General features: G+C 73.4%; 13 protein-coding genes. 7 read left to right on the top strand and 6 right to left on the bottom strand.

Annotation, left to right across the window (positions count from 1 at the left end):
• Window positions 1-3: 3 nt before the first annotated feature.
• Window positions 4-1,197, bottom strand: coding sequence for an ROK family transcriptional regulator (locus K8U61_RS13205; RefSeq protein ID WP_224123498.1), 1,194 nt, complete (start codon window positions 1,195-1,197; stop codon window positions 4-6).
• A gap of 200 nt (window positions 1,198-1,397) precedes the next feature.
• On the opposite strand from K8U61_RS13205, the gene K8U61_RS13200 reads away from it, so the two are divergent.
• Window positions 1,398-2,339 carry a TauD/TfdA dioxygenase family protein gene (locus tag K8U61_RS13200; protein ID WP_224123497.1) on the top strand — a complete coding sequence of 314 codons (942 nt, stop codon included), beginning with the start codon at window positions 1,398-1,400 and terminating at the stop codon, window positions 2,337-2,339.
• 66 nt (window positions 2,340-2,405) lie between these two features.
• Here the strand turns inward: K8U61_RS13200 and K8U61_RS13195 are convergent, their stop codons facing one another.
• The 3 genes from K8U61_RS13195 to tmk are packed head-to-tail and all read right to left on the bottom strand — an operon-like array spanning window position 2,406 to window position 5,739.
• Window positions 2,406-3,938 (bottom strand): alpha/beta hydrolase, encoded by a 1,533-nt coding sequence (locus K8U61_RS13195; protein WP_224123496.1) that lies wholly within the window; start codon window positions 3,936-3,938, stop codon window positions 2,406-2,408.
• A complete protein-coding gene (locus tag K8U61_RS13190; protein ID WP_224123495.1) occupies window positions 3,935-5,089 on the bottom strand; it encodes a DNA polymerase III subunit delta' in 1,155 nt (384 codons plus the stop codon). Before K8U61_RS13190 ends, K8U61_RS13195 begins: the two co-directional genes overlap by 4 nt.
• The gene (gene tmk, locus K8U61_RS13185) at window positions 5,086-5,739 is read right to left on the bottom strand and encodes a dTMP kinase (RefSeq protein WP_224123494.1); all 654 of its coding nucleotides are present in this window, start codon (window positions 5,737-5,739) and stop codon (window positions 5,086-5,088) included. The genes K8U61_RS13190 and tmk overlap by 4 nt, the downstream gene beginning before the upstream one ends.
• A gap of 110 nt (window positions 5,740-5,849) precedes the next feature.
• Here tmk and K8U61_RS13180 point away from each other — a divergent pair, with 110 nt between their 5' ends.
• On the top strand, window positions 5,850-6,356 hold the full coding sequence (locus K8U61_RS13180) for a SigE family RNA polymerase sigma factor (RefSeq protein WP_224123493.1): 507 nt from the start codon (window positions 5,850-5,852) through the stop codon (window positions 6,354-6,356).
• Window positions 6,343-6,906 carry a hypothetical protein gene (locus K8U61_RS13175; protein ID WP_224123492.1) on the top strand — a complete coding sequence of 188 codons (564 nt, stop codon included), beginning with the start codon at window positions 6,343-6,345 and terminating at the stop codon, window positions 6,904-6,906. The genes K8U61_RS13180 and K8U61_RS13175 overlap by 14 nt, the downstream gene beginning before the upstream one ends.
• A 107-nt stretch (window positions 6,907-7,013) precedes the next feature.
• Here K8U61_RS13175 and topA read toward each other — a convergent pair whose 3' ends face one another.
• Complete coding sequence (topA, locus tag K8U61_RS13170) at window positions 7,014-9,737, bottom strand: type I DNA topoisomerase (protein ID WP_263427114.1); 2,724 nt, start codon at window positions 9,735-9,737, stop codon at window positions 7,014-7,016.
• A 131-nt stretch (window positions 9,738-9,868) separates the two neighbouring features.
• Between topA and K8U61_RS13165 the strand changes: the two genes are divergently transcribed.
• Together K8U61_RS13165 and K8U61_RS13160 are read left to right on the top strand one after the other, a co-directional pair.
• Window positions 9,869-10,366 (top strand): sigma-70 family RNA polymerase sigma factor, encoded by a 498-nt coding sequence (locus K8U61_RS13165; protein ID WP_224123490.1) that lies wholly within the window; start codon window positions 9,869-9,871, stop codon window positions 10,364-10,366.
• 3 nt (window positions 10,367-10,369) lie between these two features.
• On the top strand, window positions 10,370-11,050 hold the full coding sequence (locus K8U61_RS13160) for a hypothetical protein (RefSeq protein WP_224123489.1): 681 nt from the start codon (window positions 10,370-10,372) through the stop codon (window positions 11,048-11,050).
• On the opposite strand, the gene K8U61_RS13155 is transcribed toward K8U61_RS13160, so the two are convergent.
• Entirely contained in the window at window positions 11,047-11,532 is a 486-nt protein-coding gene (locus tag K8U61_RS13155) for a hypothetical protein (protein WP_224123488.1), read from the bottom strand. The two genes, K8U61_RS13160 and K8U61_RS13155, sit on opposite strands and share 4 nt — an antisense overlap.
• A 139-nt stretch (window positions 11,533-11,671) precedes the next feature.
• Here K8U61_RS13155 and K8U61_RS13150 point away from each other — a divergent pair, with 139 nt between their 5' ends.
• Window positions 11,672-12,370 carry a response regulator transcription factor gene (locus tag K8U61_RS13150; RefSeq protein ID WP_224123487.1) on the top strand — a complete coding sequence of 233 codons (699 nt, stop codon included), beginning with the start codon at window positions 11,672-11,674 and terminating at the stop codon, window positions 12,368-12,370.
• Window positions 12,367-13,710 carry a HAMP domain-containing sensor histidine kinase gene (locus K8U61_RS13145; protein WP_224123486.1) on the top strand — a complete coding sequence of 448 codons (1,344 nt, stop codon included), beginning with the start codon at window positions 12,367-12,369 and terminating at the stop codon, window positions 13,708-13,710. Before K8U61_RS13150 ends, K8U61_RS13145 begins: the two co-directional genes overlap by 4 nt.
• Window position 13,711: the final 1 nt, after the last annotated feature.

Below are 13,711 nucleotides of genomic sequence, written 5' to 3'. Positions count from 1 at the left end.
CGGTCAGGCGATCACGTGCTCGGGGCGGGCCGTGACCTGCTGACATCGGTCGGCCGCGGGAGCGCGACGGGGGACGACGCCGAGCGGGTCGTCGTACACGGGACCGAGGGCGATGGTCCCGGCGGCGACGGCCTGGATCCCGGCACCGAAGCGGGTGAAGGTCGGCGTGAGGGCCGGGAGGCGGGTGGTCTCGGCGAAGGAGCTGAGGACGTCGTCGAGCACGGGCGGGTAGTCGGTGAACGCCTGGCCGACCAGGATCAGCCGGTCGGGGTTGACCATGTCGCGCACGGTGGCCGCGACCCGGCCGAGCAGCCGCGCGCGGCGGCGCAGCAGCGCGGTCGCCTGCTCCGACCCTCCGGAGGCGGCGAGGTAGACCTCCTCGATCCGCGGCCCGGCGACCAGGCCGGCGGCGTACGCCTCCTGGGCGGTCGCCTGGTCACCGGCGCTCGCCGCGAAGCAGCCGGCGTGGCCGCAGTGACAGGCCCTGTCGGTGCCGGACGGGAAGTGGGTGAGGCTCGCGACCCGGGACACCTCGGTCTGGATGCCGCGGTCGACGGCCATCACGAACCCGGCGGAGTTGCGGGCGTAGAGATAGGTGGTGACGCCGCCGAGGCCGTGGCGGCGGTGGATGTACTCGGCGGCCGCGACCGCGGCGATGTGGTCGGCGGCGACGACGTCGAGGCCGAGCACCTCCTGGAGCTCGGCGGCCGTCGCGGCCGGGTCGAGGCCGAGGTCGCGCCACGGGGCCACGAAGCCGGCGCCGAGCGGGACCCGCCTGGGGTCGTCGGCGAGCAGGTCGGCGGCGAGGCGCGCGATCTGGTCGAGGTCGACGGGAGCGCCGTGCCGGTGCGGGCGGGACTCGCTGGCGATCACCCGGCCGGCGAGGTCGCAGAGCGCGACCGTGGTCTCGAGGACACCCTGGTGGATGCCGACGACGGCGTACGTCGTGGGGTCGACCTCGACCGGGGTGCGCGGCCGCCCGACGACGCCCGAGGGCACCAGGTCGCGGCGCTCGCGCACCAGGCCCGACCCGACGAGGGAGGTGACGGCCCGGGCGATGGTCGCGGGACTCAGGCCGGTGGCACGGGCGAGCTCGTCGCGGGAGAGGGGGCCGACGCCGCGCAGCTCCTCCAGGACGCGGGTCGCCGCCGAGGCGACCCGGCCCCGGGAGACGACGACCATCGGCGAGCGCTGCACCCGGATTCCTCCCTCTTTCCCCATGTGATCAAAGTCGAGTGTCTTGATTGACTATAGGGAGTAATAGCGGAAGTGGGCCAAGGTCTCAAACCCCGACACGGGGTTTGCATCAGCGTGAGAGAAAACCTTGGCCCGGCCCGGTGCGGCCCGGACAGTGGCGGAGCCCGACGCCTTTCGTCGGATCCGGAGAAAGGACCCCCATGACCATCAGCCTCGACCGCGAGACCAGCCAGCCCACCGTCACGCAGCTCGGCGGACGCATCGGTGCGCGCATCGACGGCGTGCGCCTCGGCCCCGACCTCGGCGAGGAGACCGTGGCCGCGATCCGCGCCGCGCTCCTCCAGCACAAGGTGATCTTCTTCCGCGGCCAGAACCACCTCGACGACGACGGCCAGATCGCCTTCGCCGAGCAGCTCGGCACCCTCACCACGGCGCACCCGACCGTCAACACCGGCAGCGCACGGGTGCTGTCGCTGGCCGCCAACAAGGGCATGGCCGCCAACAGCTGGCACACCGACGTGACCTTCGTCGACCGCGTCCCGGCGATCAGCGTGCTGCGCGGCGTCGCGATCCCGGCGTACGGCGGCACCACCAACTGGGCCAACACGGTGACGGCGTACGAGTCGCTGCCCGAGCCCCTCAAGGCGCTCGTCGACGGCCTGTGGGCCGTGCACACCAACGACTACGACTACGCCGCGAGCGCGGAGGAGGGCGACGCGGTCAACTACGACAAGGACAACGTCTTCCGCCGCCAGGAGTTCACCCGGATCGCCTTCAAGACCGAGCACCCGGTGGTGCGCGTGCACCCCGAGACCGGCGAGCGCTCGCTCGTGCTCGGCCACTTCGTGAAGAACTTCGTCGGCCTCAACACCGCCGAGTCGCACGCGCTCTTCCAGCTCCTGCAGAACCGGGTCACCAAGCTCGAGAACACCATCCGGTGGACCTGGACCGAGGGCGACGTCGCGGTCTGGGACAACCGCGCCACCCAGCACTACGCCGTCGCGGACTTCGACACGCAGTACCGCGAGGTCCGCCGCATCACCGTCGCGGGCGACGTGCCCGTCAGCATCGACGGTCGGCACAGCCGCGTCATCGAGGGCGACGCCGGCGCCTTCTCCAGCCTGGACGAGCTGATCAGCTAGTCCACTCACACTTCGGGCCCCGGGGAACGCACCCTCCCCGGGGCCCGAAGCATGTCCGGAGCGGGTTCAGCAGCTGAGGCCGTCCTGGGGGACGGTGCCGTCGACGAGGTAGGACTCGACGGCGTCGTCGACGCAGGAGTTGCCGGAGTTGTAGCCGGTGTGGCCGTCGCCGTCGCGACTGACCAGGACGCCGGAGTCCAGCTCCTTCGCCAGCGAGACCGCCCAGTCGTACGGCGTGGCCGGGTCGCGGGTCGTGCCGATGACGACGATCGGGGCGGCGCCCTTCGCCTCGACCTTCGGCGCCTTCTCGGTCGCCGTCACCTGGACCCCGCTGCAGGAGGCCAGGCTCCAGGCGAGGACCGGGCCGAAGGTCGGGGCGGCCTGCTCGAAGGCCGGGAGCTCGGCCTCGATCTCGTCGGGGGTGTAGGACGTGGGGTCGTCGAGGCAGTTGATCGCGTAGTTGGCCTCGAGCGAGTTGTCGGTGTAGCCCGAGTCGCCGCGCCCGGCGTAGATGTCGGAGAAGGCCAGCAGGGTGGTGCCGTCGCCGTCGAAGGCCTGCTTCAGGGCCTGGGTGAGGTAGGTCCACGAGTCGCGGCTGTAGAGCGGCAGCACGATGCCGTAGACGGCGTTGCCGATCGCGAGCTGCCGACCGCTGTCGGTGTCGAGCGGCTGGTCCTCCACGTCGGCGAGGAAGTCCTGGATCCGGCCGATGCCGGCATCGACGCTGTCGCCGAGGAAGCAGCCGCCCTGCTCGACGCAGTCGCCGACGTACTCCCGCAGCTCGGTCTCGAAGCCCTTCGCCTGACCGAGGCTGAGCTCGCGCGCGGAGATCTCGGGGTCGAGCGCGCCGTCGAGCACGAAGCGGCCGACGCGGTCGGGGAAGAGGTCGGCGTACGTCGCGCCGAGCTTGGTGCCGTAGGAGGCGCCGAAGTAGTCGAGGGCCGACTCGCCGAGGGCCGAGCGGAGGACGTCCATGTCGCGGGCGGCCTCGACGGTCGAGACGTGCGCGGCCAGGTCGCCGGAGAGGTCCACGCAGCCGGCGCCGATCGCGTCGGCCCAGCCGAGGTAGTCGTCGACCTCGGCAGGGGTGTCGGGGTCGGGGTCCTCGGCGACGTAGGCGTCGAGGTCGTCGTCGCTCAGGCAGTCGACGGGGTCGCTGCCACCGGTCCCGCGCGGGTCGAAGCCGACGATGTCGTAGGCCCGGCGGAGCGGCTCGCGGAAGACCGCATCGGCGCTCGCGGCGTAGTCGGTGCCGGGCGCCCCGGGCCCGCCCGGGTTGACCACGAGCGAGCCGATCCGGTCGCCCGAGGCCGGCACCTTGAGCACGGCGAGGTCGATCGTCTCGCCGTCGGGGTGCCGGTAGTCGAGCGGGACGGTCAGCGTCGCGCACTGGTCGCCGTCGCGGCAGGACTCCCACGACAGCTGCTGGCCGTAGAACGGCGCGAGATCGGCCGACGGCGCCTCGGACGAGCCGGGCTCGGGGCTCGGGGCGCTGGCGCTCGAGCCGTCGTCGCCGTGCCCGACGATCGCGATCGCCGCCACGCTGGCACCGCCGACGACGAGGGCCAGCACCAGCAGGAAGGCGACCGCGCGCGTCACCGGCCCCGGACCTCCGGGGCGACCAGTGCGAGCATCATCGACTCGAGGGCGAGCGCGGGCTGGACGTTGAACTCCAGCATCTGCTCGCGGGCCTCGAAGATCGCCGAGATCCGGCGCAGCTGCACCTCCGGCGTCGAGGTGGTGGCGAGCCGCTCGACGTCGGTGCGGATCTCCTCGTTGACGAGCATCCCGGGCGCGCCGGTCGAGAGCGCGATCGCGTCGCGGTAGACCGACACGAGGTCCATCAGCCCGCGGTCGACCACGTCGAGGTGGCGGCGCTTGGCCCGCGACTTCTGCTCCTTCTCGAGGTCGCGGAGCGCGGGAGCGTACTCGCGCGGCCGACGACCGCGCTCGACCACGCCGAACGCCGCGTCGAGGTCGGCCTTCTCGCGCGCGTCGAGCTCGGTGGTCAGCGCGTCGGCCTCCGCCTTGGTGACCTCGTTGAGGGTCGACGCCTTGCCCATGCAGGCCCCGAGCGAGGTCAGCTGCGCCGGGATCGCGACCACCTCGCGGCGTCGGTTGCGGGTGTCCTCGTCGCGCGCGAGCGCCCGCGCCCGGCCGATGTGGCCCTGGCTCGCGCGGGCGGCGTACGACGCGAGCGCCTCGCTCACCCCGTCGGCGCGGCGGAGGAAGGCGGCGACGTCGTCGGCCGTGGGAGTGGTCAGGGTGACCAGCCGGCAGCGGGAGCGGATGGTGGGCAGGACGTCCTCGACCGTCGGCGTGCAGAGCATCCACACGGTGCGGGCGGCGGGCTCCTCGATCGCCTTGAGCAGCGCGTTGATGCCCTGCTCGGTGACCCGGTCGGCGTCCTCCACGATGACGATCTGCCAGCCGTGGCCCACCGGCGCGAGGGCCGAGCGGCGGACCAGGTCGCGCACCTGGTTGACGCCGATGGAGAGGCCCTGGGTGCTGACGACGGTGAGGTCGGCGTGGCTGCGGGCGAGCACGGTGTGGCAGGCCTTGCAGGTGCCGCACCCGCGGGGCTGCTCCTCGCACTGGAGCGCGGCCGCGAAGGCGATCGCGGCGTTGGAGCGGCCCGAGCCGGGCGGCCCGGTGAAGAGGAACGCGTGGCTCATGCCGTGGCCGTCGGCGGCGGCCTGCAGCGCCTCGATCGCGCGGTGCTGGCCGACCAGGTCGTCCCAGACGCTCATCCGTGCACCGCCTGGGCGAGCAGCGGGGCGACGGCGGCTCGGATCGCGGCCTCGATGGAGTCGACGTCGTCGCGGGCGTCGAGCACGAGATAGTGGTCGGGGTCGGCGTCGGCCATCCGCAGGAAGCCCGCACGCACCCGCTGGTGGAAGTCCAGCGACTCCCCCTCGATCCGGTCGCGCTCGTCGAAGCGGCCCAGACCGTCGGACGGCTCGAGGTCGAGCACCACGGTGAGGTGCGGCCGCAGGTCGCCGGTCGCCCACCGGGCGACCTCCTCGACCTCGCCGACGTCGAGGGCCCGGCCGGCGCCCTGGTAGGCGAGCATCGAGTCGACGTAGCGGTCGGTGATCACGACCTCGCCCCGGTCGAGCGCGGGCTGGACGACGGTGTCGACGTGCTCGGCCTTGTCGGCGGCGTAGAGCAGCGCCTCGGTGCGGTCGGACAGCTCGCCGGTCTCCGGGCTCAGCACGATCCGGCGCAGCTCCTTGCCGACGCCGGTGTCGCCGGGCTCGAAGGTCAGCAGCGCGACGTACCCCTCCCCGGTCAGCCACTCCGCGAGCCGGCGGGACTGGGTCGACTTGCCCGACCCCTCACCGCCCTCGAAGCACACGAAGACGCCGCTCTCGGCGTACCTCCCCGGCGCACTGCTCACGCGGAGAACCTACGGGGCGGCTCCGACGGTTTCCACCGCGGCTCCCCCACGCCTGACAACCTGGGCGTGCCCGCCGGCGTTCTGACGGGTGTGACGAGACGGAGCTGGACATGATCGCCCGGGGCTACCAGCGCGAGTTCGAGGAGTTCGTGCGAGCGTCCTCGGACCGGCTGGTGCGGACGGCGTACCTGCTGTGCGGGGACCGCGGCCACGCCGAGGACCTCGCCCAGACCGCGCTGCTGCGCACCGCGCGGCGGTGGCGGGCGGCGCGGCGGGACCCGGACGCGTACGCGCGGCGGGTCGTGGTCAACCTGGCCAAGGACCGGTGGCGCGGGCTGTCCCGCCGTCCCGTGGAGACCGCCCTCGAGGTGGACCTCCCAATCCCGGTGTCCGACGGCCTGGCGGACCGCGACGAGCTGCTGCGCGTGGTCCGGACGCTGCCGTCCGGCCAGCGGGCCGTGCTGGTGCTGCGGTTCTTCGACGACCTGTCGGTCGCCGAGACCGCGGCGGCGCTCGGGTGCACGACCGGCACCGTCAAGTCACAGACATCCCGTGCGCTGGACCGGCTCCGGTCCGCGCTCACCACCCAGAAGGAGAACGCCGATGCTGACCGATGACGACCTGACCCACCAGCTGGGGAGCGCCTTCCGCTCCTCCTCCGCCGACCTGCGGTACGCCGGCGAGGTGCCCACGGCACGCCGTACCCCGTCGACCGGCTGGCTCGCGGTGCCCGCCGTCGCCACCGCCGCGGCCCTCGTGGTCGTCGGCTCGACGGACGACGCCCCGAGCCCGGCCGCACCCGAGGCCGGCGGGTCCCCGTCGGCGACCGCCCACGCGCCGAGGATGGTGACCTCGGAGATCCACGTGGCCGGCTACACCTTCACCTACCGGCACGCGGCCGGCACCGAGGTCGCCGACGACCTCTACGCCGACCTCAGCCCGGCCCCGGTGCCCGACGACGCGAGTCCGGTCAAGGGCGCGCCGGCCGAGGTGGAGGCCTACGTCGGCACCGACCCGGCGACCGGCAACCACGCCCTGTGGGTGAAGGCGCCGACCCGCAACGGCGGCAACCTCTTCGCCCTCGAGTCCCCGTCCTGGACCGAGGACCAGCTGACCCAGCTCTTCCTCACCGGCGAGGAGCGGGCGGTGCCGGCCGTCGGCGGCTGAGTCCGGCTCTGGCGGTGGCCGGCGGAAGTTTCGTCGTCCCGCCGTGAGATTCGTCGTCCCGCCGTGAGTTTCATCGGCCGGCCGATGAAACTCCCCCGGACTCCGGCTCAGGACTTCTTGGCGGCGGCCTTCTTGGTGGTCTTCTTGGCCGTCGTCTTCTTGGCCGTCGTCTTCTTCGCAGCGGCCTTCTTGGTCGTCTTCTTGGCCGCCTTCTTGGCTGGACCCTTCGCCCGCCGCTCGGCGAGCAGCTCGGCGGCCCGCTCGAGGGTGATCGCCTCGACCGAGTCGTCCTTGCGCAGCGTGGCGTTGTACTCACCGTCGGTGACGTACTCGCCGAACCGGCCGGCCTTCACCACGATCGGCTGCTTCGAGACCGGGTCGTTGCCCAGCTCCTTCAGGGGGGCTGCGGCAGCGGCCCGGCCGCGCTGCTTGGGCTGGGCGTAGATCCGCAGCGCCTCGTCGAGGCCGATGGTGAGCAGCTGGTCCTCGGAGGTCAGCGACCGGGAGTCGGTGCCCTTCTTGAGGTAGGGGCCGTAGCGGCCGTTCTGCGCGGTGATCTCCTCGCCCGACTCGGGGTCGGCGCCCACGACGCGCGGCAGCGACAGCAGCTTGAGCGCGTCGTCGAGGGTGATCGTGTCCAGCGACATCGACTTGAAGAGCGAGCCGGTGCGCGGCTTCTCGCCCTTCTTCGCATCCTCCGGCAGGACCTCGGTGACGTAGGGGCCGAAGCGGCCGTTCTTCGCCACGACGTGCAGGCCGCTCTCGGGGTGGATGCCGAGCTCGATCTCCTCGCCGGCCGGGTTGGCCAGCAGCTCCTTGGCCTTCTCCAGCGTCAGCTCGTCGGGCGGCAGGTCGTCGGGCACGTTCGCGCGTACGGCGAACGCGGTGCCCTCGTCGTCGGGACCCTCCAGGTAGGGGCCGTAGCGGCCCACCCGCAGGTGGATGCCCGAGTCGGGCCCCGCGATCGGGAACGTCGCGAGCTCGCGGGCGTCGATGTCACCGAGCTCGTCGACGAGCTTCTTGAGCCCCTCCACGTCGCCGGAGCCGTAGTAGAACTCGCCGAGCTCGCTCTGCCGGTCCTTGCGCCCGGCGGCGATCTCGTCGAGCACGTCCTCCATGCTGGCGGTGAACTCGTAGGAGATCTGCCGCGGGAAGTGCTCCTCCAGCAGCCGCGTCACCGAGAACGCCAGCCACGCGGGCACCAGCGCGGTGCCCTTCTTGTAGACGTAGCCGCGGTTGAGGATCGTGCCGATGATCGAGGCGTACGTCGACGGCCGGCCGATCTCGCGGTCCTCGAGCTCCTTGATCAGCGTGGCCTCGGTGTAGCGCGCCGGCGGCTTGGTCTCGTGGCCGTTGGCGGCCAGCGAGGCGGCCGAGACGGCGTCGCCCTCGTGGAGGTCGGGCAGCGGGACCTGGTCGTCGTCGCTGCGCTTGCCGCCGTCGGTGCCCTCGACGTACGCCTTGAGGAAGCCGTGGAAGGTGATGACCCGACCGGACGCGGAGAAGACCACGTCACGGCCGTCGGAGGCGGCGCCGCCGATGCGCACCGAGACCGACTGGCCGACGGCGTCGCGCATCTGGGATGCGACGGTGCGCATCCAGATCAGCTCGTAGAGGCGGAACTGCTCGCCCGTGAGACCGGTCTGCGCGGGGGTGCGGAACGAGTCGCCGGCGGGCCGGATCGCCTCGTGCGCCTCCTGGGCGTTCTTGACCTTGCTCGTGTAGGTGCGCGGCGCGTCAGGGAGGTACTCCGCGCCGTACAGCTCGCGCACCTGCGACCGGGCAGCCTCGACGGCGCCGCCGGACAGCGTCGTGGAGTCGGTACGCATGTAGGTGATGAAGCCGTTCTCGTAGAGACGCTGGGCGACCGACATGGTCACCGAAGCGCTCATGCCGAGCTTGCGGCTCGCCTCCTGCTGGAGGGTGGTGGTGCGGAAGGGGGCGTACGGCGAGCGCCGGTAGGGCTTCGCCTCCACCGAGCGGACGTCGTACGTCGTGTCGGCGAGCGCGCTGACCAGGACCTCGGCCGCGGCGCGGTCGAGGTGGACGCGCTCGTCCTTCTTGGACTTGAGCAGGCCGTCCGCGCCGAAGTCGGAGCCGCCGGCGACGCGGGCGCCGTCGATCGAGTGGAGCTTGCCCGGGAACATCCGGGGCTCCTTGGACGCGCCGGCGTCGAAGGTGGCCTCGAGGTCCCAGTAGGACGCGACCCGGAAGGCCATCCGCTCGCGCTCGCGGTCGACGACCAGGCGGGTCGCCACCGACTGCACGCGACCCGCGGACAGGCCGGACATGACCTTCTTCCAGAGGACCGGGCTGACCTCGTAGCCGTAGAGGCGGTCGAGGATCCGGCGGGTCTCCTGGGCCTCGACGAGGTCCATCGCCAGCTCGCGCGGGTTCTCCGCCGCCGCGAGGATCGCGGGCTTGGTGATCTCGTGGAAGACCATCCGCTTGACCGGGATGTTCTTCGGCTTCAGCTCGTCGAGGAGGTGCCACGCGATGGCCTCTCCCTCGCGGTCCTCATCGGTGGCGAGGTAGAGCTCGTCGGCGTCCTTCAGCAGGGTCTTGAGCTTGGAGATGTGCGACTTCTTGTCGCGCGGCACGACGTAGTAGGGCTCGAAGCCGTTGTCGACGTCGACCGCGAGCCGGCCCCACGGCTTGTCCTTGATCTTGGCCGGGGTGTCCGCCGCGGACTGCGGCAGGTCGCGGATGTGACCGATGGAGGACTCGACGACGTACCCCTGGCCGAGGTACCCGCCGATCGTGCGGGCCTTCGCCGGGGACTCGACGATCACCAACTTGTGGGCCACTGGACCTCTGTCTCTCTCCTGCATTTAGGGCGTACGGCCGAACACGGTAGCGCGTGCCGCGCAGAACGCATTCCCGTCGGCCCTCAACGAACCGGTGGGCGCTCCCGTCAAGAGAGAGTAGGTGAGAGGCAGGACGACGCACTCGGAGGCAGAGCGTGGACGACGACTTCAGGGACTTCGCGGCGGCCCACACGCGGTCGCTGCTGGGGCTGGCGCACGCGCTGACGGCCGACCCGCACGACGCGTGGGACCTGACCCAGGAGACCCTCGCGCGGCTCGGGGAGCGGTGGGGCCGAACCCGGTTCGACGCGCCGGCGGCGTACGCCCGCACCGTGATGGTGCGCCTGAACATCGACCGGATCCGCCGCCTGCGGCGGGAGCTGCCGCTCCTCGGGACGCCGCCCGAGGCGGCACCGGTCGAGGTCGTCGGGGAGCTCGACGGCTGGCTGGTCGAGGCGCTCGGGACCGTCTCACCGCGGCAGCGCACCGCGCTGGCGCTGCGGTACGTCGAGGACCTGGACGTGCGCGGCATCGCCGAGCGGATGGGTTGCTCGGAGGGAACGGTGAAGAGCCAGCTGTCCCGCGGGACCGAGCGGCTCCGGGAGCACGCGCGCGAGCACGGCCCGCTGCGCGTCACGACGCGAGAGGACTGAGTCATGACCGAGCAGCAGATCAAGGACGGATTCGACCGACTGGAGGCCGCCCTCGCGCCGCCGCTGGACGCCCCGGAGCGGATCACCCGCCGGGTCGCGGTCCGCCAGCGCCGGCGGCGCGGGACCGTCGCGGCCGGGACGACGCTGGCCGTGCTCGCGGTGGGCGGCGTGGTCGCCCTGGGGCTGAGCGGCTCCGACGGCAGCGGCGACACGATCGCCGTGGACCAGCCGTCCGGGCCGACCAGCACGCTGGTGATGACCCGACCCGACGGCTCGACCTACGCCTTCCCCGACGTGGAGGTCACGTGCGACCCCCCGCCCGGGGACGAGGCCGAGGCCGACGGACCGCAGCGGATCTGGGCCGTCAGCCCACGGAAGATCGCGGACGACCGCGCCGTGGAGCCGTTCGTCTACTTCAACGGGCTGGTCGCGAAGGTCCAGGGCGACCAGACCTTCACCTTCCCCAACGACTGGGCGATGGGCACCGCGCAGATGCCCCTGGTGCTCTTCATCGCCGACACCGACGGCAACGAGGTGGCCAGCAGCGCGGGCGGGGAGTCCGGCACCGTGCACGTACTGGAGGCCTCCTGCGACCCGGTGCCGACCCTGCGGCTGCAGGTCGACATGACGCTGGGCAGCGAGGTCCAGGAGCAGCCGCTCGACGTCGCCGGGTCGCTCGGCTAGGCGGTCCCGCAGGCGTCCCGGCGGTCGGCCAGCCGCTCGGCGATGGTCTGCACGCGGTCGCCGTACTCGCCGGCCAGCGCGTTGGTCCGGATCTCGTCGACCGCCGCCGCGCGGTCGGCGGGGTCGGCCTGACGGGCCTCGCGCAGGTCGTGGCGCAGGTCGGCCGGCAGCCGCTTCCAGACCTCGGCCCGGTGGCCGACCCGGCGCTCCGCGATCGACTGGACGCGGTCGCCGTACTCCCCGGCGAGGGCGTCCTTCCGGATCGCCCGCACGGCCTTGGTCCGCTCGGCCGGCGAGAGGCCGCGGAGCGCGGCGAGGTCGTCCTGGAGAGCGTCGGGCAGGCGGTCCCAGACCGCGCCGCAGGCGATGGTCGGGGCGTCGGCCTGCGGCGTGGAGGTGGTCGTGGCGTGCGCGCCGGCGAGGGTCGCCCCGGTGGCGACGACGCCGGTCGTCACGGCCGCGATCGAGGTGATGAGTCCCATGGGTCCTGCTCCTTCTCCCGCCGGGCCCGTCCCGGCACGGCCACCACGCTGGGTGCGCCGGGCGACGGCTCGGTCAGGGACGTGTTCGGGTCGTGTCAGGGCCGCCCCGTGGCAGGCCCGGCGCCACTAGCGTGCTGCCGTGACCTCTCCCGACGGCGACGAGCGCGGGCTGGTGCTCGTCGTCGAGGACGAGGCGCCGATCGCGGACCTCCACCGGCGCTACCTCACCCGCGAGGGGTACGGCGTGCACGTGGTCGGCGACGGGGTCGCGGCGGTCGCCGCCGTCGAGCGGCTGCGCCCGGTCGCGATCGTGCTCGACGTCGGGCTGCCCGGCGAGGACGGCATCTGGGTGTGCCGCACCCTGCGCGAGCGCGACGACTGGACGCCGGTGCTCTTCGTGACCGCCCGCGACGACGAGGTCGACCGGGTGCTGGGCCTGGAGCTCGGTGCGGACGACTACGTGACGAAGCCCTTCTCCCCGCGAGAGCTCGTCGCCCGGGTCAAGGCGGTGCTCCGTCGGCGCGACGGCCGGCCGGGCTCCCCGCCGCTCGAGGTGGGCGCGGTCCGGCTCGACCCCGGCACCCGGACGGTGACCGCGGGAGGGGCCGAGGTGCCGCTCACGGTCACCGAGTTCAACCTGCTGGAGGCGCTGATGGCGGCCCGCGGCCGGGTGCTCGGCCGCAGTGAGCTCCTCGCGACCGCCTGGGGCCAGGGCGACTTCGGCGGCAGCCGGACCGTCGACGTGCACGTCGCCCAGCTGCGCGCCAAGCTCGGCGACCACGCGCCGATCGAGACCGTGCGCGGCGTGGGCTACCGGGTGCTCCCGGAGGGCCGGTGAGCACCCGCCGCCCCCTCGCGGTCCGGCTCGTGCTCGCCCTGGGCGGGGTCGCCGTGCTCGTGGCCCTGGTCGTGGCCGGCCTGCTCGCGCCGCTGCTGTCGGGCGCCAGCGACCAGGCGGTCCGGGAGTCGATGGCCCGGCAGGCCGACCTGCTCGCCCGCCTCCCCGCCGCGCGGCTGGTCACGCCGCGCGCCGAGCGGATCGCCGGGCGCACCGACCTCCAGCTCGGGGTCGTCACCCGGACCGGCGCCCGCGTCGGGGCGGCCCAGGCCCTCACCGACGCGCAGGTCGACGAGCTCCTCGCGGGCGGGTCGGTCTCCGCCGACGGCACGCTCGACGGCGTGGAGGTCGTCCTCGAGGCGCGTCCCGCCCGCGACGGCGGGGCCGTGGTCGTCGCGAGCGACGAGAGCGCGAGCACCTCGCTCACCGACCTGCTCCGCCGCCGGGTGCTGCTCGCGATCCTGCTCGGCCTGGCCGCAGCCGGCCTGACGGCGTGGGTCGTCGCGCGACGAATGAGCCGCCCGCTGGGCCAGGCGGCCGACGTCGCCCGGCGGATGGCCGCCGGCGAGCGCGGCCTCGACCTCCCCGAGCCCGACAGCCGCGAGGCCGGCGACCTGGTCGACGCGCTCGGCGCGCTCGACCGGGCGCTCGCCGCGAGCGAGGGTCGCCAGCACGACTTCCTGCTCTCGGTCTCGCACGAGCTGCGCACGCCTCTCACGACCGTGCGCGGCTACGCCGAGGCACTCGCCGACGGCGTCATCGCCCCCGAGGAGACCACCGAGGTCGGGGCCCTGCTGCGCACCGAGGCGGACCGGCTGGCCCGCTACGTCGCCGACCTGCTCGCGCTGGCTCGGATGGAGTCCGACGACTTCGCGCTCAGCCCCGCGCCCGCCGACCTCGCCGACCTCGTCCGCACCGCCGCGGCCGCCTGGGCTCCGGCCGGTGAGGCGGCGGGCGTGACGGTGACGGCCGACGTCCCCGCGTCAACGGTGGTCGTCACGACCGACGCCGCCCGGGTCCGCCAGGTGCTCGACGCGCTCACCGACAACGCCGTGCGCATCTGCCCGCCCGGCGCCCGGGTCGTGCTCGCGCTCGACGACGGCCCCGGCGGCGTACGCCTCCAGGTCCGCGACAGCGGCCCCGGCCTGACCGCCGACGACGCCCGGGTCGCGTTCGAGCCGGGCGTGCTCCACGACCGGTACGCCGGGGCGCGGCCGGGCGGCCACGGGCTGGGTCTGGCGATCGTCGGCCGGCTGGTCACGCACCTCGGCGGGCGGATCCGGGTCGAGGCCGCGGCCGAGGGCGGCGCGGCCTTCGTGATCGACCTGCCGCGCGACTGAG

Source organism: Nocardioides mangrovi (assembly GCF_020073815.1).
GTDB lineage: Bacteria > Actinomycetota > Actinomycetes > Propionibacteriales > Nocardioidaceae > Nocardioides > Nocardioides mangrovi.
Note: the sequence above shows the minus strand (reverse complement) of the source record. Positions and strands in the feature narration are given on the sequence as shown.